The 16,653-nt window shown below is 64.6% G+C and carries 21 protein-coding genes and 1 pseudogene; 21 read left to right on the plus strand and 1 reads right to left on the minus strand.

Annotated features, from left to right (window positions below):
- The 20 genes and pseudogenes from AP428_RS05285 to AP428_RS05375 all read left to right on the plus strand — a co-directional run bounded on the left by AP428_RS05285 (position 1) and on the right by AP428_RS05375 (position 15,541).
- Complete coding sequence (locus AP428_RS05285; RefSeq protein WP_054927747.1) at positions 1 to 1,476, plus strand: DUF1073 domain-containing protein; 1,476 nt, start codon at positions 1 to 3, stop codon at positions 1,474 to 1,476.
- Positions 1,473 to 2,228 (plus strand): phage minor head protein, encoded by a 756-nt coding sequence (locus AP428_RS05290; RefSeq protein ID WP_054927748.1) that lies wholly within the window; start codon positions 1,473 to 1,475, stop codon positions 2,226 to 2,228. Before AP428_RS05285 ends, AP428_RS05290 begins: the two co-directional genes overlap by 4 nt.
- Positions 2,229 to 2,230: 2 nt before the next feature.
- Positions 2,231 to 2,524 carry a DUF6527 family protein gene (locus AP428_RS05295; protein ID WP_054927749.1) on the plus strand — a complete coding sequence of 98 codons (294 nt, stop codon included), beginning with the start codon at positions 2,231 to 2,233 and terminating at the stop codon, positions 2,522 to 2,524.
- 14 nt (positions 2,525 to 2,538) lie between these two features.
- Positions 2,539 to 4,008, plus strand: coding sequence for a DUF2213 domain-containing protein (locus AP428_RS05300; RefSeq protein WP_054927750.1), 1,470 nt, complete (start codon positions 2,539 to 2,541; stop codon positions 4,006 to 4,008).
- Between the two features lie 9 nt (positions 4,009 to 4,017).
- Positions 4,018 to 4,524, plus strand: coding sequence for a hypothetical protein (locus AP428_RS05305; protein ID WP_054927751.1), 507 nt, complete (start codon positions 4,018 to 4,020; stop codon positions 4,522 to 4,524).
- Positions 4,525 to 4,595: 71 nt separating this feature from the next.
- Positions 4,596 to 5,696, plus strand: coding sequence for a DUF2184 domain-containing protein (locus AP428_RS05310; RefSeq protein ID WP_054927752.1), 1,101 nt, complete (start codon positions 4,596 to 4,598; stop codon positions 5,694 to 5,696).
- Position 5,697: 1 nt separating this feature from the next.
- Entirely contained in the window at positions 5,698 to 6,183 is a 486-nt protein-coding gene (locus tag AP428_RS05315; protein ID WP_054927753.1) for a hypothetical protein, read from the plus strand.
- 62 nt (positions 6,184 to 6,245) lie between these two features.
- Entirely contained in the window at positions 6,246 to 6,629 is a 384-nt protein-coding gene (locus AP428_RS05320) for a DUF4054 domain-containing protein (RefSeq protein WP_054927754.1), read from the plus strand.
- 21 nt (positions 6,630 to 6,650) lie between these two features.
- The gene (locus AP428_RS05325; protein ID WP_054927755.1) at positions 6,651 to 7,235 is read left to right on the plus strand and encodes a hypothetical protein; all 585 of its coding nucleotides are present in this window, start codon (positions 6,651 to 6,653) and stop codon (positions 7,233 to 7,235) included.
- Between the two features lie 58 nt (positions 7,236 to 7,293).
- Entirely contained in the window at positions 7,294 to 7,665 is a 372-nt protein-coding gene (locus tag AP428_RS05330; RefSeq protein WP_054927756.1) for a hypothetical protein, read from the plus strand.
- Positions 7,666 to 7,669: 4 nt separating this feature from the next.
- Entirely contained in the window at positions 7,670 to 8,260 is a 591-nt protein-coding gene (locus AP428_RS05335; RefSeq protein WP_054927757.1) for an LIC_12616 family protein, read from the plus strand.
- Positions 8,261 to 8,269: 9 nt separating this feature from the next.
- Complete coding sequence (locus AP428_RS05340; RefSeq protein WP_054927758.1) at positions 8,270 to 10,081, plus strand: DUF3383 domain-containing protein; 1,812 nt, start codon at positions 8,270 to 8,272, stop codon at positions 10,079 to 10,081.
- Between the two features lie 15 nt (positions 10,082 to 10,096).
- Positions 10,097 to 10,523, plus strand: a pseudogene (locus tag AP428_RS05345) (phage protein).
- A 2-nt stretch (positions 10,524 to 10,525) separates the two neighbouring features.
- The gene (locus AP428_RS05350) at positions 10,526 to 10,978 is read left to right on the plus strand and encodes a phage tail assembly chaperone (protein ID WP_054927759.1); all 453 of its coding nucleotides are present in this window, start codon (positions 10,526 to 10,528) and stop codon (positions 10,976 to 10,978) included.
- 50 nt (positions 10,979 to 11,028) lie between these two features.
- A complete protein-coding gene (locus AP428_RS37645; RefSeq protein ID WP_269434007.1) occupies positions 11,029 to 11,160 on the plus strand; it encodes a hypothetical protein in 132 nt (43 codons plus the stop codon).
- Positions 11,153 to 12,952 (plus strand): glycoside hydrolase family 73 protein, encoded by a 1,800-nt coding sequence (locus tag AP428_RS05355; protein WP_054927760.1) that lies wholly within the window; start codon positions 11,153 to 11,155, stop codon positions 12,950 to 12,952. Before AP428_RS37645 ends, AP428_RS05355 begins: the two co-directional genes overlap by 8 nt.
- The gene (locus tag AP428_RS05360) at positions 12,949 to 13,548 is read left to right on the plus strand and encodes a phage baseplate protein (protein WP_054927761.1); all 600 of its coding nucleotides are present in this window, start codon (positions 12,949 to 12,951) and stop codon (positions 13,546 to 13,548) included. Before AP428_RS05355 ends, AP428_RS05360 begins: the two co-directional genes overlap by 4 nt.
- Before the next feature lie 4 nt (positions 13,549 to 13,552).
- Entirely contained in the window at positions 13,553 to 13,867 is a 315-nt protein-coding gene (locus AP428_RS05365) for a hypothetical protein (protein WP_054927762.1), read from the plus strand.
- 12 nt (positions 13,868 to 13,879) lie between these two features.
- Positions 13,880 to 14,395 (plus strand): hypothetical protein, encoded by a 516-nt coding sequence (locus AP428_RS05370; protein ID WP_054927763.1) that lies wholly within the window; start codon positions 13,880 to 13,882, stop codon positions 14,393 to 14,395.
- 180 nt (positions 14,396 to 14,575) lie between these two features.
- Complete coding sequence (locus AP428_RS05375) at positions 14,576 to 15,541, plus strand: hypothetical protein (RefSeq protein ID WP_054927764.1); 966 nt, start codon at positions 14,576 to 14,578, stop codon at positions 15,539 to 15,541.
- On the opposite strand, the gene AP428_RS36620 is transcribed toward AP428_RS05375, so the two are convergent.
- Positions 15,538 to 15,903, minus strand: coding sequence for a hypothetical protein (locus AP428_RS36620; protein ID WP_156349305.1), 366 nt, complete (start codon positions 15,901 to 15,903; stop codon positions 15,538 to 15,540). The two genes, AP428_RS05375 and AP428_RS36620, sit on opposite strands and share 4 nt — an antisense overlap.
- Before the next feature lie 14 nt (positions 15,904 to 15,917).
- Between AP428_RS36620 and AP428_RS05380 the strand changes: the two genes are divergently transcribed.
- Positions 15,918 to 16,649 carry a Gp138 family membrane-puncturing spike protein gene (locus AP428_RS05380; RefSeq protein WP_054927765.1) on the plus strand — a complete coding sequence of 244 codons (732 nt, stop codon included), beginning with the start codon at positions 15,918 to 15,920 and terminating at the stop codon, positions 16,647 to 16,649.
- The last annotated feature ends 4 nt before the right edge of the window (positions 16,650 to 16,653 follow it).

Consider the following 16,653-nt stretch of genomic DNA (forward strand, 5'->3'; position numbering starts at 1 on the left):
ATGTCGCGAAAGAAACCGCAGACCCGGCCGTCGACGCCGACGCCCGGCGCGGCGGCCGTAGGCATGCGCACGGCCGACTCGTTCGCCAACTTCCAGGCACGGCTCGGTTGGGGCGCCGACAATCAGTCGTCGGCCTCGCAGTACACGCTCACATACCAGAGCCGCAACCGGATCTGGCTCGAGGCGGCATACCGTGGGTCGTGGATCGTGCGCGCGGCCGTCGATGCGATCCCGGAAGACATGACCCGCAAGGGCATTGAGATGTCCGGGCTCGACCCGACCGACGTCACGAAGATCGAGACGGCGATGACTCGCCTCGCGATCTGGGACCAGCTCTGCGACACCGGGAAGTGGGCCCAGCTGTACGGCGGCGCGATCGCGGTGATGCTGATCGACGGCCAGGACATGTCGACACCGCTGCGCGTCGAGACGATCGGGAGAGGGCAGTTCAAGGGCCTGTTGGTGCTCGATCGCTGGATGGTGGCGCCGCCGGTCGGCGAGACGGTGACCGAGTTCGGGCCGCATCTTGGCATGCCGAAGTTCTACGACGTGTTGCCGTCGGCTATCGGGCTGCCGCAGGGCCGCATCCATTACTCGCGCGTCATACGGCTGGATGGCGAAGCGCTGCCGTTCTACCAGCGCATCAGCGAAAACGGATGGGGACTGTCGATCCTTGAGCCGATGTGGGATCGACTGATTGCGTTCGACAGCGCGACCGTCGGTATCGGCCAGCTCGTCTACAAGGCGCACCTCCGGACGCTGAGCGTGAAGGACTTGCGCCAGATCATCGCGCAGGGCGGCCCGGCGCTCGCCGGGCTGATGAAGCAGGTCGAGATGATCCGCTTCGCGCAGACGAACGAGGGCCTCACGCTGGTCGACGGCGAGGATACGTTCCAGACGCATCAGTTCTCGTTCAGTGGGCTGCCGGACGTGCTGCTGCAGTTCGCGATGCAGCTCAGCGGCGCGACCGGCATTCCGCTCGACCGCCTGTTCGGGCAGCAGCCGGCCGGCCTGAGCGATACCGGCGAGGGATCACGTCAGCTGTACCACGAGAAGGTGCACGCGCGGCAGGAGCGGAAGTTTCGGAACCCGCTGCACGTGCTGATAGACGTGGTGAGCCGTTCGACGGTCGGTCAGCAGTTGCCGGAAGACTTCAGCTACGAGTTTCGACCGCTGCAGGAGATGACCGCCGCCGAGAAGGCTGAGATCGGCAACAAGACGGTCGACTCGGTCACGAAGGCAGTCGACGCCGACCTGATCACGCGCAGCCAAGGCATGCGCGAGCTGAAAGCGTCCTCGCCGGACACGGGCATGTTTGGCGACATCTCCGACGAGTCGATCGAGCAAGCCGAGGCCGACGAGCAGTTGCCCGAGCCGCCGACGATCGAAACGTCGCTGCCTGGCGGCGGAGCACTGCCGTCGCCGGCGGCACGCACCGGCGATTCGCTGATTCGCCGCCTGTTCCGACGCTCATGATTCTCACCCTCGACCGAAAGCGTGACCGGAAGAAAAACCCGGTCCGGCTGACCGTGCCCGAGCAGCAGTACGGCACGCAGCTGCGCAAAATCGCTGATCAGGTCGGCGTCCTGGTGAAAGGCTTCCCGCCGGGCGATGCGTCCTTCGCACCGACGATCGAGGAACTGCTGCGCCGCTATGCGGATGCGCTTGCGCCGTGGGCCGAGTCGACGGCGGCGCGCATGCTCGCTGATCTGAGCCGGCGCGACGAACAGGCGTGGATGCAGCGCGCGGCCGACATGTCGCGCGCGCTGCGCGACGAGATCCAGAACGCGCCGACCGGCGAGACGCTTCGCCAGCTCATGGCCGAGCAGGTGACGCTGATCACGTCGATTCCGCGCGAGGCCGCGGACCGCGTGCACAAGCTGACGCTGGAAGGCCTGGTCGACAGCACCCGCTCGAGCGAGATCGCGAAGATGATCACCGCCTCGGGCGAGGTCGCAGCCAGCCGCGCCACGATGATCGCGCGCACCGAGGTGTCGCGCGCGTCGACGGTGCTGACCGAGGCGCGGGCGCGCGGCATCGGCGGCACGCACTACATCTGGCGCACCAGCGGCGACGGCGCCGTGCGGCCCGGTCATCGCGAGATGGAGGGAAAGGTCTGTTCCTGGGACGAGCCGCCCGAGGTCGAGGAGAACGGCGTCTACATGCGGTTCCACCCGGGCTGCATCTGGAATTGCCGCTGCTGGGCCGAACCGATCATCGGGGATTGACCATGCCGAAGATGCACCTGACCGCGCTGGGTTCGCTGCTGTTCGAATGCCCGTGCGGGGATCTCCACGTCATCTATCCGGTCGGCTGCGCGGCGCAGCATCCGGCTCGGTGGCAGTGGAACGGTAGCCTCGACGCGCCGACGTTTTCCCCGTCGCTGCGCGTCTCGTATGACCTGCCCGATGGCGCCGAACACGTCTGCCACTCGTTCATCACCGATGGGCGCATCCAGTTCTGTGCCGACAGCACCCATCCGCTCGCGGGCCAAACCGCTGACATCCCCGATTGGGTCGATTGACCCGCCAGAGACCGATGAAACTCTTCCGCTTTCGAACGGCCGACCACGCGTGCACGTGCGGCGGCACGCACGCGGCGCCGGCGCGCGCCCGAACCCGTGACGGCGTGACCGCTTCGGGGATGTACACGACCGAGCAGATCGGCGAGCGCCAGTCGATGACGCCGGAGGGCTTCCTGCTCTGCGAGGCCGTGCCTATCGCGCGGATCGGCTCGCAGGACTACGTGTACAGCGAACTCCCCGAGCTGGAGGCGAAAGACGGAATCATCGTCGCGGAGCGCACCGCGGATGTGCTGTTCAGTCCCGAGACGCTCGCGAGCTTCGAGGGCAAGCCGGTCACGATCAACCATCCGTCGGATTTCGTGACGCCCGCCAACTACATGTCGGTCGCGCGCGGCACCGTGCGAAACGTGCGCCGCGGCGAGGGCGCGCAGGCCGACCTGATGCTGGCCGACCTGCTGATCACCGATGCCGAGGCGATTCGCCGCGTGCAGTCGAAAGACCTGACGGAAGTCAGCAACGGCTACGACGCCGACTACGAGCAAATCGCGCCGGGGCGGGCGCGACAGGTGACGATCGTGGGGAACCACGTCGCACTCGTGAAGAACGCCCGCTGTGGCCCGGTCTGTTCGATCGGGGATAGCAGTCCCAACCTACTCCCGACAGGAGATTCCAGCATGGCAACGAAGAAGAAGCCCGCGCAGTCGACGCTCATGGAGAAGCTGCGCAAGGCGTTCATGACGCGCGATTCCGACGCGTTCGAGCAGGTCGCGGGCGAGATGACCGGCGACGAAGGCGACGAGCCCGGCGACGGCCAGCCGCAGATCCACATCCACATGCCCGGCACTGCCGAGGCGAAACCGGCCGTCGCCGCTACTGGCGATGACGATTCGGCGGGTGCCGGCGGCGCGGGTGCGCTGCAGCAGGTACTCGATGCGATCAAAGCGGTGGACGGCAAGGTCGATGCGGTGGTCGCGCGGGTGACGAAGCTCGAGACCGGCGGCGCGGCAACGGGCGACGGCGATGGCCTCGGCGACGACGATGACGACGACGCCATGCTCACTGGCGATGGCGAAGGCGGCGGCGACGACAAGGGCGGAATGAAGACTGGCGACAGCAAGGATCTGGCCGACGAGTTCAAGCAAGCGCTGTCCCTCGCCGAAATCCTCGCGCCCGGCGTGCGCCTGCCGACGTTCGACGCGAAGGCGATCCGCAAGAAGACGACCGATTCGCTCTGCGTGCTGCGCCGGCGCGCGCTGCGCGCGGCACTCGACAACGAGAACGCCGAGACGGTGAAGTCGGTGCTCGGCGGCGTGGACCCCTCGGGATTGCCTTGCGCCGTCGTGGCCGGCTACTTCAATGCGGCGGCCGCGCTCGTGCGCAGCAAGAACTCGGGCATCACGACCCAACGGACCGGCGACGCAAATCAGCCGGAGAAAAAGGACATCAACCAGATTCACGCCGAATTCTGGGCGACCCACAAGTAAGGAGCCGACATGCCCTCGTTGCAAGCCTATACCTTCCGCATGCCGGCTGGCTTTGCCGGCGACCTCCAGCGCGCCGAAGTCGCGACGATCGAGCCGCAGCAGATCGACTCGGCGGCGCCCCCGACGGTGTTCGGCGTGGCCGTGAAGCTCGTCAACGGCAAGATCCAGCCGATCAACAATGCGGCCGACACCGCGGCGCTGGTCTACGGTGTGAACCTGCGCCCGTACCCGATCCAGGGCAACGGTACCGATCCGCTCGGCATCTCGACGCCGCCGGCCAGCGGCGTGACCGACGTGCTCAAGCGCGGATACGTCAACGTCGCGCTCGGCGGTACGACCCCGGCCACGAAAGGTGGCACGGTCTATCTGCGCGTCGCGGCGGCCGCTGCCGGGAAGCCCCTCGGTGGTTTCGAGGCGGCGGCCGATGGCACCAACACCGTCGCGATGCCCGCGAGCTGGTATTTCACGGGCCCCGGCGACACCTACGGCATCACCGAGATCGCCGTCAACATCTGATCCCCGGCGCTGACACAGCGCTTCACCTGAGCCCCGCTGACGCGGGGCTTTTGCATTTCTGGAGCCATTGAATGGACATGTCCGAACTGAAGCACCTGCGCCGGGCCGGGGCGCCGCTCTTGGCGGCCTCGATGTCGGCGGCCGTGGCAGACGCGACGCGCCGGTTGATTCGCGCGCGCACCGCCGACGGCATGATGACCTACGACCAGCAGACGATCGACTCGACCGGCGCGTTCCTGGTCGGTCAGCTCGAGCGCCTGGACCAGACGCTGAACGAGCCGCTCGTCGAATACACGTGGTCGCGCGACGTCTACATCCGCTCGGACGTCTCGGCGGCGGACGAAATCGCGTCGTTCACGAACTCGGCCTACGGCATGAGCGGCGGCATCAACCCGAACGGCCTGAACTGGATTTCGAACGAAGGCAACGCCCTGCCGGGCCCGTCGGTCGATATCGGCAAGACGCCGCAGCCGATGCGCCTCTGGGGTGCCGAAGTCAAGTACACGGTGCCCGAGCTGGTCAAGTCGCAAAAGCTGGGCACGCCGATCGACGGCCAGAAAGTCGACGCCATGAACCTCAAGCGGAACATGGACATCGACCAGATCGTGTATTTCGGCGATCCGCAGCTCGGCTTCACGGGGCTGGTGAACTCGAACGGCGCGGTCGCGAGCGTGACGAACGTTCCGAATGGCGCGAAGGGCACGCCGCAGTGGACGACGAAGACGCCGGACGAGATCCTCGCCGACGTCAACGAGATCCTCACGTCGGCATGGCAGGCGTCCGGCTGGAAGGTCAAGCCGAATCGCCTCATGCTGCCGCCGGCGCAGCTCGGCTGGGTCGCGTCGCAGGTCATCAGCTCGGCCGGCAACAAGTCGATCCTGACCTACCTGCTCGAGAACAACATCTGCACGCAGCAGGGCGTGAAGCTCGAGATTCTGCCGCTGAAGTGGCTGATCGGCGCCGGCGTCGGCGGTACGCCGGGCACGCTCGGCACGGTGGACCGGATGGTCGCATACAACAGCGACAAGAAGTACGTCCAGTACCCGATGACCGACCTGCAACGCACGCCGCTGGAATACCGCTCGCTGTTCCAGATCACGACCTACTGGTCGCGTCTGGGCCAGATCGAGTGGCGCTACGGCGTGACGGCGGCTTACCGGGACGGGATCTGACATGCCGAAGCTCTACGTCCATACCCCGTTCACGCTCCGGCACGACGACGGCGCGCTGGAGCATTTCCCGGCCGGCGAGCGCGATTTCCCGGAACCCGTTGCTGCGCACTGGTACGTGAAGCACCACACGCGCGAGCCGGGCGACGCGACGCCGACGGCCGCCGTCGCGCCGGCCGACGGAGCAGAACTCGCCGCGGCGCGCGCGGCACTGGAAGCGCAGGCCGCGCAACTGGCGTCCGCGCGCGAAGATGCCTCGAAAGAGGCTGCCCGCCTCGCCGAGATGCGTGCCGAGCTCGAGACATTCGGCAAGGATCTCGACGCGCGCGCGGGCGAGCTCGACGGGCGCGAGGCGGCGATCGTTGCGCGTGAGCAGGAGCATGCCGCGCGGGCGCGTGAACTCGACGAGCGCGTCGCGGCTTTCGAAGCCGCTCAGAAGGCTTCCTCGTCGGAAGCCGGCGCCCAGCGCGGCAACGGGAAGAAGGCATAATTGCCTTCCGGCGGCGCGCCGCAAATCGGCCGCCGCCGTTCCCACAATCGAACAGGTGACCAGTGGACATCGCTCAGTTTCGTCAAACGTTTCCTGAATTCGGTGACACGGTTCGGTATCCGGACCCTGTCGTCCAGATCTGGTTGACGGTGGCTGTGTCGCTGGTGAACCCGCTGCGGTGGATGGAGCTGACCGATATCGGCATCGGCTTGGTCACCGCACACCACCTTGCGATCGGGATGCGCGACCAGAATACCGCGGCGGTGGGCGGCGTCCCCGGCCAGGTCATCGGCCCGCAGACGTCCAAGTCCGTCGACAAGGTCAGCGCGAGCCAGGACACGGGCGCGGTAACGCTGGACGGCGCCGGATTCTGGAACAGCACGATGTATGGCGTTCGCTACTACACGCTCGCGCTGTCGATGGGTGCAGGTGGATTGCAGATTTAGGAAACAAAGGTCGAGGTCGCCATGGTCGTGAAGATGACGATGGACAACGTCGACGCGGTCTTGAAATCGATCAGCTCGCTCGTCCAGCAACAGGTGCTGGTCGGCGTGCCCGACATCACGGCCGGCCGCAAGGATGAGGGAGAGCCGATCAGCAACGCGGAAATCGGCTACATCATGGAGACCGGTTCTCCGGCGAACAACGTGCCGGCGCGGCCGCACCTCGTGCCGGGCGTCGAACACGCGCTGCCGGCCGTGACCGTGCAATTGCAGCGCGGCGTCGGCGCGGCGCTCGACGGCAAGCTCGAGAAGGTCGATCAGCAGCTTCATGCAGCTGGCACGCTGGCCGTGTCGTCGGTCCGGCTGACGATCAGGAACAGCGTACCGCCGCCGCTCGCGCCGTCGACCGTGGCGAATCGGTACCGGCAGCGCCGCACGAAGGGGCCGCGCAAGGCCGAGAAGGACTACGCCGCGTTGATCGATGCCGGCGCGCAAGCGGCCGGCATGAGCCTGTCCGAGATCCAGTCGGCTGCCGGCATCATCCCGCTGATCAACACCGGCGAGTATTTGAAGTCGATCACCTACGTGGTGCGACGCCGGAAGAAGTAACACCACACCTCATACCCGATGGGCCGCGTTGTGCGGCCCTTTTGCATTGGAGTCGCGCATGGCGTTTCTCGACGTAACCGATGTCCTGCTCGATCCCGATTTCATGGATACCGGGCTGCTCTGCAATCGCATGACGCAGACAGTCGACGACCACGGCCGCGCGCAGAACACTGCCGCCTCAACGCCGTTCGCGGCCGTCGTGACGAGCGACAAGGGCGACATCCTGCATCGCAACGCGGACGGCAGCCGAATCATCGGCTCGATCACCCTGCACACGATGTTCCGGCTGATCGACGGGAGCGCGGCTTACGACGCCGACGAAGTCGTGTGGGCCGGACGCACATACACCGTCGTCAACGTGAACGACTACTCGCACTTCGGCCGCGGCTTCGTTTGCGCGACGTGCGATCTGAAGCCTCTTTCGGGATGACGCCATGACCGACAGCTCGACAGGCGGATACCTGGCGCCAGCCGTCGATACGCCGCCGTCCGAGGACGATGCACTCGACGATCTGGTCCACGACCTGATCGCGGGCATCACGGCTCTTCCGGCGGACCTCGTACGGCCGCGCTGGCAGCAGACCGTGCCGAAGCAGCCCGAGCCGACCGTGAACTGGTGTGCGTTCGGCGTGCAAGAACAAGAGCCGGACGCAGGGCCCGTGATCCAACACGACGGCGCGGGAGATGGGCACGACACGTACATCCGGCATCAAGACATCGACGTGATGTGCACGTTCTACGGGCCGAGCGGGAAGGGATACGCGCAGCGCCTCGCCGACGGCCTCGCAGTCCCGCAGAACCGCGAGCAGCTCCAGCTGCAGGACATGGCGTTCGTCGGCGTCGGGGCGATTCGCCCGGCGCCGGATCTCGTCAACCAGCAATGGGTGCGGCGCTACGACATGACCGTGACGCTGCGCCGCAAGGTCACGCGCACCTACGCGGTCCTGAACCTGAAGTCCGTGCAGGCGTCGACGACGACAGACGCGTCGCCGCCGGTCACATCCACCATAAACGTCAACCTGTAGGGGATCAGCATGTCCAACGGACTGCCGGTATCGCGTCGCATCAACGTGACGCTCAGCCTCGCGGCGCTCGCGGCGCAGGGCGCCAACCTGAACACCGCGCTCATTCTGGGCGCATCGACGGTGATCGACACGAACGAGCGGATGCGCTCGTATGCCGGAATCACCGATGTTGCGTCCGACTACGGCACCGCGGCGCCGGAGTACTCCGCTGCCGCGCTGTACTTCGGCCAGACGCCGAAGCCCCAAAGCGTATGCATCGGCCGCTGGGCGAAGACGGCGACGTCGGGCTCTCTGCGCGGCGGCGTGCTGTCGACGGCGCAGCAGGCGCTCGCGCTGTGGCAGGCGATCACGAACGGCGCGTTCAACATCACGATCGACGGCACCGCGCGCAACGTGTCCGCGCTGAACTTCTCGGGCGTGTCGAACCTGAACGGCGTGGCCTCGATCGTGCAGGCGGCACTGGCGTCGTACGCGACGGTCGTGTGGACGGGCAGCCAATTCCAGGTGACGAGCAAGTCGAGTGGGATCGGCGCGGCCGCGAGCGGCACGATCACGTTGACGGCGAATCCCGCGGCAAACGACACGGTCACGATCAACGGCACCGCCGTGACGTTCGTCGCGGCCGCGCCGGCTGGCAGCCAGGTGCTGATCGGGGCGAACGCCGCGGCCACGGCTGCCAACCTGCAGGCGTTCCTCGCCGCTTCGGTGGACGCCAACCTGTCGCAGTGCAGCTACGCGACGGTCGGTGCCGTCACGACCGTCACCGCGATCGCATTGGGCAACGCCGGCAACGCTATCACGCTCGCGAAGTCGAGCACCGCCATCACGCTGTCGGGCGCCACGCTCGCCGGCGGCGTCGCGGCATCGACGGTCAGCTATGCCACCGCACCCGGTGCCGGCACCGACGTATCCGCGATGCTCGGCCTGACGAGCGCGCTCGCGTCGCCGCCGGTGAGCGGGATCTCGGCAGAGCAGCCGACGGACGCGGTCGCGATCTTCCTCGATCGCTTCGCGAACAAGTTTCTCGGAATCGAGTTCGCGGACACCGCGGTGACGGACGATCAGCATGTCGCGGTTGCAGCGATGATCGAGGCCGATCAGGCACATATCTACGGGATCACGACCCAGAACCCGCAGACGCTGGACTCGACGGTGACGACCGATCTGGCGAGTCGCCTGAAGGCGCTCGACTACCAGTATTCGGTGATCCAGTACTCGAGCGCGAGCCCGTACGCGATCAGCTCGTTCCTCGGCCGTCTGCTGACCGTCGATTTCAACGGCAACAGCACGACGATCACGATGGACTACAAGCAGGAGCCGGGCATCGTCGCCGAAACGCTGTCGACGTCGCAGGCCAACGCGCTGCAGGCGAAGAACTGCAACGTCTTCGCGGCGTACCAGAACAACACCGCGATCGTGCAGTACGGCGTCACGCCCAGCGGCATCTTCGTCGACTCGATCTACAACGCGATCTGGTTCAAGAACGCGGTGCAGACGGAGGTCTACAACCTGCAGTACCAGAGCCCCACGAAGATTCCGCAGACGGACGCGGGCAACGCGCTGATCGCCGGCGCGATCTCGTCGGTGTGCGATCAGGCCGTGACGAACGGCTACCTCGCGCCGGGCGTCTGGAACTCGGCCGGCTTCGGCGCCATCGTGCAGGGGCAGACGCTGTCGAAGGGCTACTACGTGTACGCACCGCCCATTTCGTCGCAATCGCAGGCGGATCGCGAGGCCCGCAAGTCCGTGTCGTTCCAGGTCGCGGCGAAGGAGGCGGGCGCGATCGGCGACGTCGACATCGCGCTCACCGTCAACCGGTAAAGGAAGAAAAACACCATGAGCACCTATAGCTTTGTGGACGTCACGGCGACGATCGTCGGGCCGACGGGCGTGTTCTCGCTCGGCTACGGCGAAGCTACGGCCGAGGAAGGCATCGTGATCACGCGCGCTGGCGACAAGAACACGATGACGATCGGTTCCGACGAGCCTGCACGCCGACAAGTCCGGCCAGGTGACGCTGCGTTACCTGAAGACTGCGCCCGTCAACGCCAAGCTGATGGCGATGTACGACGCGCAGTCGCTGTCGAGCGCCCTCTGGGGCAAGAACCTGATCGAGGTCTCGCAGACGGCCGCCGGCGACGTCATCACGGCGCGCAGCTGCGCGTTCAAGAAGGCGCCGGACCTGCGCTACGCGAAGGACGGCGACATCGTCGAATGGATCTTCGATTCGATCAAGATCGACAGCCTGCTCGGGACGTACTGACCATGGCAACGGAAAAGGAAGTTGGCGGCCAGCGGTATCAGCTCGGCCGCATGAACGCGATGCAGCAGTTCCACGTGAGCCGCCGCATCGCGACCGTGCTGCCGCCGCTGATCCGGTCGTACCTCGACATGCAATCGTCCGACGTGCCGCTCACGAAGAACCTGAAGCTGCTCGCGTCATCGATCGAGCCGGTGATGGACGCGCTGTCGCGTATGAAGGACGACGACGCGGAATACGTCGTCGGCGCCTGCATGCGTGTCGTCGAGCGGCATCATGGCGCGGGCTGGGCCCGCGTCTGGTCGCCGACGCAGGACGTCTGCATGTTCGATGACATCGACGTGGGCACGATGCTGACGCTCACCGGCTACGTGATCATGGAGAACCTCGGGCCTTTTATTCAAGGGCTGCTTACCGGTCTGGCGAGCAGCCCTCGCGAGGCGACACCAGCTGGATAAAGTCGCTGCCCGGCGGCGAGGACTGGTTACTGGCGCCCGTGCATGCGCAGATGTGTCTATACGAGTCGCTGCTCGACGGGAAACTCGGCCTGGCCGACATCGCCCTGATGAACGACTCGCTCGCCGTTCGGGCGGACAATGAGGCGGCCGCGCGCCGCAGACAGGAAAGCAAGAATGGCTGAGTCATCCGTCATCCGCGAATTTCTGGTCGGACTGGGCTTCAAGATCGACGTCGATCAGGAGAAGAAATTCCGGGACGGCGTCGAGGGCGCGACCAAGAAAACGGAGGAACTCGACAAGGCCCAGGTGAAAGCTGGGAAGTCGGCGATCACGATGGCCGCGGCGTTCGTCGGCGCGACCGCGTTTGTGGCCGCGCGCACGGTCGATTTCGCCCAGAAGCTGGAGAATCTGCACTTCGCGTCGCGCCGGACCGGCGCCGCGGCGAGCAGCCTGAAGGCTGTCGCGAACGCAGCTCAGGACGTTGGCGTGAGCGCTGACCAGGCGCAGAGCAGTATCGAGAACGTTGCTCGCTTCATGCGCAACAACCCGGCCGGAGAGAGCTATATCGGCTCGCTCGGCGTGCAGACTCGCGATGCGAACGGGCAACTTCGCGATACCGTCGATATCGTCAACGACATCGGCAAGGCGATGGCGAAGAAGCCGGTGTGGTTGGGCGCGCAGTACGCGCAGCAGCTCGGCATCGACGAAAATTACATGCTGGGTATGCGCGATCAGGCATACCAGCAATCGTACGATCGAGCGAAGGGGGATTACGCGCGGAGCGGCGTCGACACGGCGAACAACGGCGGGCACAGCCTGATGAGCGCGCTGCGCCATCTCCAGAGCGGCATGGAAGGGACGTTCGGTACCGTCGGCACCTTCGGCATTGAGACGGGCGCGACGCTGGGTGGAGGCCTCCTGACCGCGTTGGCCACGAAGAAGATCGTGCAGGCGGCAGTCGGGCGCGCGCTGGGCGTCGGCGTCGAGAAGGCGGCCGCAACAGCCGCGGCAGCGGCCGCAGAGTCCGCTGCCGCAACCGCAGCCGACACGGCCGCGACGGGAGCCGCTGCGGAGGTCGGCGCTGCAGCTACAGGCGCGGCGGTGGCGGGGCGCGCCGGCCTACTGGCACGGTTGTTGCCGTGGGGCGGCCGACTACTCGGACGGGCCGGCGCACTCGGTCTGCTGTTCCACAGCGAAGGGCTGAACCGAGGTGAGGACGAAGAGCTGAAGCGACGGCAAGCGCTTGGTCCAACGATCGATGGACCTGGATCGAAACAGGGGCAGGCTACGTCTGCCGGTGACGCGACACGGGCGTCGCCTCCTATCGCAGCTGGTCAACCGGCGGCCGCTAACGCCCCGCCGAGCACAGCGGCGCAGCGCATTGCTGACGCGATCGCCGCGTCGAAGGAATCCGAAGCCCGATCGGGTATTCCCGCGCTCGTTACGTTCGCACAGTGGGCTCAGGAGAGCGGCTGGGGCAAGAAGATGTCCGGGAAGAACAACCCGTTCGGCATCAAGGCGAGAAAGGGCGAAGCGGGCACCGACGTTGTCACGCATGAGGAGGTGAACGGGAAGCGCGTGAAGATGGTGCAGCGCTTCGCAGACTATGAGTCCATGGCAGACGCTTTCACGGCACACGCGAACTTGCTGGCGAAGGGCAAGCCGTACTCGAAAGCACGCGCGCACCTCGACGACCCATTCGCATTCGCTGATGCGCTGACGGGCGTGTATGCGACGGATTCGAAGTACGGCGAGAATCTGAAGAGGATCATGCGAGGCATGCTGCAGGGTTCGCAGTGGACACCGCTTTCGCCCGGCGATCGTGATCGCCAGACGCACATCGAGGTGAAGCAGGATGTACGGATCGAGGTGCGCGGCAACGCCGACCCGGATGCTACCGCCCGGTCGGTGGCGCGTGAGCAGCAGAACGTGGCCAACGAGACGATCCGATATGCGGGAGGGCTGGGAGGATGACAAGCATCTCTGACATCCTCGATGTCACGCTGGTCGGCAGCAAGAAGATCGGCAGCATCACGATCTCGGCCATCGTCGAGGAGGTGTACAGCGACAACCTCATGATCACCGAGCAGCCGGTCGAGGATGGCGCACCGATCAACGATCATGCGTACATGCGGCCGCGCGAGCTCATCATCAAATGCGGCTGGAGCAACGCCGACTACTCGGCATTGCTCGGGGCCGCGGTCGTCTCGTTCGATCCGAAGGGCGCGAACACGATGGCGACCGGCACGTATGTCGACGCGATTTACAGCAAGCTGCTGCAGATGCAGGCGAACCGCGAGCGGATCGACGTCGTCACAACGCGCCGGAAGTACTCGAACATGCTGATCCAGGGGCTATCGACCGTCACCGATCGGAAGACGAGCGCCGCCCTGATGGTCACGGCGACGCTGAAGCAGGTGACCATCGTGAGCACGCAGGCGACGAAGCTGCCGCCGCGCGACAACCAGGCGAATCCCGCAGCCACTGCCGAGACGCAGAATGCCGGAGTGAAGTCCGCCGCGCCGGCAACGCCGGCCCCGGGAGGATCGGTTCCCGCCGGATCATGGTGAACTGATGACGACCTATCTCGAAATTCCGCTGACGCCAGATCCGCAGACGTTCACGCTGACGCTGAGCGGCATCGACTACCAGATGACGATCCAGTACCGCGAGGCTTGGGGCGCTGGCTGGATCCTCGACGTCGCGGATGCGAGCGGCAATCCTCTGGTCAGCGGCATCCCATTGGTGACGGGAACCGACCTACTCGGACAGTATGCGTATCTCGGTTTCGGTGGCCGCCTATGGGTGCAGGGCGCGGCAGATCCGGACGAAATTCCGACGTTCGACGATCTGGGTGTAGGTAGTAAGGTATATTGGGTCACCGATTGAGGCAGAACCTGAATGAGCGACGATACCGACCTGAAAGACCGACTCGACTGGATCGAAAAAGCCGGCATTGAGAATATGAAGACGCAGCATGCCTGCGCGGATTACCTCATCAAGGAGGCGTCAACGACCTTGACGATTACATTGGCGGGAATGGGCGGCGGACTCGCTTATGCCGCCAAAGCGATCGACGCTCACCACTGGTCGTGGCTTCCCGTAGGAGCGAGTGCTTTTACCGCGTGGTTGCTATTCACGAGCTGGTACATCACGACGAAATGCCTGATGGTGTCCACGATTGACCAGGTCTACAACGATCCGAAAAATCTGGATGCGCCCGACGACACATTCGAATATCTGCGGCAGTGCGAGCTGCTCAGCCTGCAGGAGCGAATCTCGCGGACCGCAAAAAGAAATGCCCAATACGCCGAACGGCTGAATCGGGCACGGAAGTTCGCGATCTTCAGTCCGGCGGTCTTTATCGCGGCTTCGATGGCGTGGAAGGTGTGGGAATGTTTCGCGGCGGCTGCTTGATTGCGCCGTCCCGGGTTGGATGCGGGCCTTTGTAAATCGGCTCCGGTTGTGGTCGAGGTACCGGCTGCTTGTTGTTCGATGTAGCCATGGTCTCTGGTGTGGTTAAGGTGTAGGAGCCAGTAAACATACCAGAGTTGGGAAGGGCCCCGCTTCGGCGGGGCTTTTTTGTTGGTGGACGCGATGGCTGAACAGTTCGGACGGAAGTTTTCGCTCATTATCGGTCATGACTCGGGCGACTCGCTCAACTTCTCGGACCTGCGAGTCAAGTTCGACATCAAGCGAGGTGATCGGGAAACACCGAATTCAGCGCTCGTCCAGATCTACAATCTGTCCGACAACACATCGAAGCGCGTCAAGAACGAGTTCACGCGCATGGTGATTCAGGCCGGCTACCCCGGTAACTTCTCGATCATCTTCGATGGACAGATCAAGCAGGTGTGGCGCGGCCGAGATAATCCGACCGACACATTCCTGAACGTGCTCGCGGCGGACGGTGATTCGGCCTACTGCTTCGCGAAGGTGATCCAGACGCTCGCGGCTGGCTCGACATATCAGGATCAGGTCAATGTTGCGCTGCAGGCGATGGCGCCGTATGGCGTCACGGCAGGTTACATCGCGCCGCTGCCGAGCAACCCATTGCCGCGCGGGAAACCGATTTTCAGCTTAGCTCGGGACGTGTTGCGCGGTGTCGCGCGCGCGACGCAAACAGTTTGGAGCATCCAGGACGGCAAGGTGATCATGATCCCGGAAACGTCGTACGCGCCGTACGACATCCCTGAGATCAACTCGAAGACCGGCATGGTGGGCTGGCCGGTGCAGATGATCAACGGCATCAGTTTCCAGACGCTACTGAACCCGAGCCTGAAGATCGGCGGTCTGGTGCACCTCAACAATGCCAGTATTCAGCAGTATCAGTACAGCCTGAACATCAACGACCAGCCGGCTCAAACACGAGCGCAGTTAGAAAACAAGATCGATTCGGATGGCTTCTACTATCTGATGTCGGTAAATCATCGCGGTGACACGCGCGGGAAAGATTGGTATAGCGATGCCCTATGTTTGGCCGCTGACGCTACATCGATCGCCAAATCGATTACCAACAATCTGCGTGTTGCTCCAGAAGATGCAATAAAAAGATTCGGTTAGTACCTTTTCAGTGTTGGTTTTGCTAGAACCTTCGCAGAATTGTCCGGGCGAATATCAACGAGGAAGAGGGTGGGTACGGTGCTGTCGCTGGTCTCGCCGTCCGATGTCACGATCAAAGCCTTTCCGCTCAATGTGTTAGCCCAACACCCAATGTCGTGTTCAGCACCCCCGAGATATTCGTAGCGGTGCATTGTTTTTGCGTGAACCAAGGGAAGTGTGCATTTTTCCTTTGTATAGAGAATCTCTCCATATTTCACTTCCACAACTGCGCCAACCTCCGTATCCCACGGAAGCTGGATATATGCCTCGCGGGCTGATGCAGTTACGGATACCAGCATCGCCAGCAAAACGAGCTTCTTCATTTTTTTGATTCCCCATGGATAGACGCGAACGAACCGACGACGAGTTGGAGGCGTTGAAGCATGCCATCGGTGCAAGATTAACCGAAGTCTGGACAGCGCTTCCTGGAACGGTCGAATCGTTAGACCCGACCGCGATGACGGTATCCGTACAACTGGGCACGAAGGACTCGATTCGGAACGAGGATGGGACGATAAGCACGTCGCCGTTTCCGTTGCTGACCGATTGCCCAGTCGTCTGGCAGGGCGGCGGCGGCGTCACGGCGACGTTCCCGATCGCCGCCGGCGACGAGTGCCTAGTGGTGTTCGCCTCGCGCTGCATCGATGCCTGGTGGCAGTCGGGCGGCGTGCAGGAGCAGGCTGAATCGCGGACGCATTCGCTCGCTGACGGATTCGCGCTGGTCGGCGTGCGCTCGCGCCCGCGCGCGCTCCCGGGCATCAGCGCGACGTCCGCGCAGCTGCGCAGCGACGATGGCGCGACGTACATCGATCTGAACCCGACGTTGCAGAAGGTCAGGATCGTCGCGCCGGGCGGCTTCGACGTCGTCGCGCCGCTCTCGACGTTCTCGGCGGCCGTGTCGATTACGGGCCTTCTGACCTTCGTCGGCGGCATGGTCGGAAGCGCCGCGGCCGCGGCATTCAACGGCGTCATCAACGTGATCGGCCAGATCACCGCGAACGGCAAGCGCGTCGACGATACCCACACGCACCCGGACGCACAGGGCGGCAATACCGGACCGGTCAACTGAGACA

Origin of the sequence: Burkholderia sp. E168m22 (assembly GCF_001319805.1) — a bacterium.
Lineage (GTDB): Bacteria > Pseudomonadota > Gammaproteobacteria > Burkholderiales > Burkholderiaceae > Burkholderia > Burkholderia orbicola.

Excerpts from the sequence above, each read along its gene's own strand:
- AP428_RS05310 (WP_054927752.1), top strand. The coding sequence starts at position 4,596 with ATGGACATGTCCGAACTGAAGCACCTGCGCCGGGCCGGGGCGCCGCTC.
- AP428_RS05295 (WP_054927749.1), top strand. The coding sequence starts at position 2,231 with ATGCCGAAGATGCACCTGACCGCGCTGGGTTCGCTGCTGTTCGAATGC.
- AP428_RS05335 (WP_054927757.1), top strand. The coding sequence starts at position 7,670 with ATGACCGACAGCTCGACAGGCGGATACCTGGCGCCAGCCGTCGATACG.
- AP428_RS36620 (WP_156349305.1), bottom strand. The coding sequence starts at position 15,903 with ATGAAGAAGCTCGTTTTGCTGGCGATGCTGGTATCCGTAACTGCATCA.
- AP428_RS05325 (WP_054927755.1), top strand. The coding sequence starts at position 6,651 with ATGGTCGTGAAGATGACGATGGACAACGTCGACGCGGTCTTGAAATCG.
- AP428_RS05315 (WP_054927753.1), top strand. The coding sequence starts at position 5,698 with ATGCCGAAGCTCTACGTCCATACCCCGTTCACGCTCCGGCACGACGAC.
- AP428_RS05290 (WP_054927748.1), top strand. The coding sequence starts at position 1,473 with ATGATTCTCACCCTCGACCGAAAGCGTGACCGGAAGAAAAACCCGGTC.
- AP428_RS05340 (WP_054927758.1), top strand. The coding sequence starts at position 8,270 with ATGTCCAACGGACTGCCGGTATCGCGTCGCATCAACGTGACGCTCAGC.
- AP428_RS05285 (WP_054927747.1), top strand. The coding sequence starts at position 1 with ATGTCGCGAAAGAAACCGCAGACCCGGCCGTCGACGCCGACGCCCGGC.
- AP428_RS05370 (WP_054927763.1), top strand. The coding sequence starts at position 13,880 with ATGAGCGACGATACCGACCTGAAAGACCGACTCGACTGGATCGAAAAA.
- AP428_RS05330 (WP_054927756.1), top strand. The coding sequence starts at position 7,294 with ATGGCGTTTCTCGACGTAACCGATGTCCTGCTCGATCCCGATTTCATG.
- AP428_RS05350 (WP_054927759.1), top strand. The coding sequence starts at position 10,526 with ATGGCAACGGAAAAGGAAGTTGGCGGCCAGCGGTATCAGCTCGGCCGC.
- AP428_RS05355 (WP_054927760.1), top strand. The coding sequence starts at position 11,153 with ATGGCTGAGTCATCCGTCATCCGCGAATTTCTGGTCGGACTGGGCTTC.
- AP428_RS05375 (WP_054927764.1), top strand. The coding sequence starts at position 14,576 with ATGGCTGAACAGTTCGGACGGAAGTTTTCGCTCATTATCGGTCATGAC.
- AP428_RS05365 (WP_054927762.1), top strand. The coding sequence starts at position 13,553 with ATGACGACCTATCTCGAAATTCCGCTGACGCCAGATCCGCAGACGTTC.
- AP428_RS05360 (WP_054927761.1), top strand. The coding sequence starts at position 12,949 with ATGACAAGCATCTCTGACATCCTCGATGTCACGCTGGTCGGCAGCAAG.
- AP428_RS05380 (WP_054927765.1), top strand. The coding sequence starts at position 15,918 with ATGGATAGACGCGAACGAACCGACGACGAGTTGGAGGCGTTGAAGCAT.
- AP428_RS05305 (WP_054927751.1), top strand. The coding sequence starts at position 4,018 with ATGCCCTCGTTGCAAGCCTATACCTTCCGCATGCCGGCTGGCTTTGCC.
- AP428_RS37645 (WP_269434007.1), top strand. The coding sequence starts at position 11,029 with ATGTGTCTATACGAGTCGCTGCTCGACGGGAAACTCGGCCTGGCCGAC.
- AP428_RS05300 (WP_054927750.1), top strand. The coding sequence starts at position 2,539 with ATGAAACTCTTCCGCTTTCGAACGGCCGACCACGCGTGCACGTGCGGC.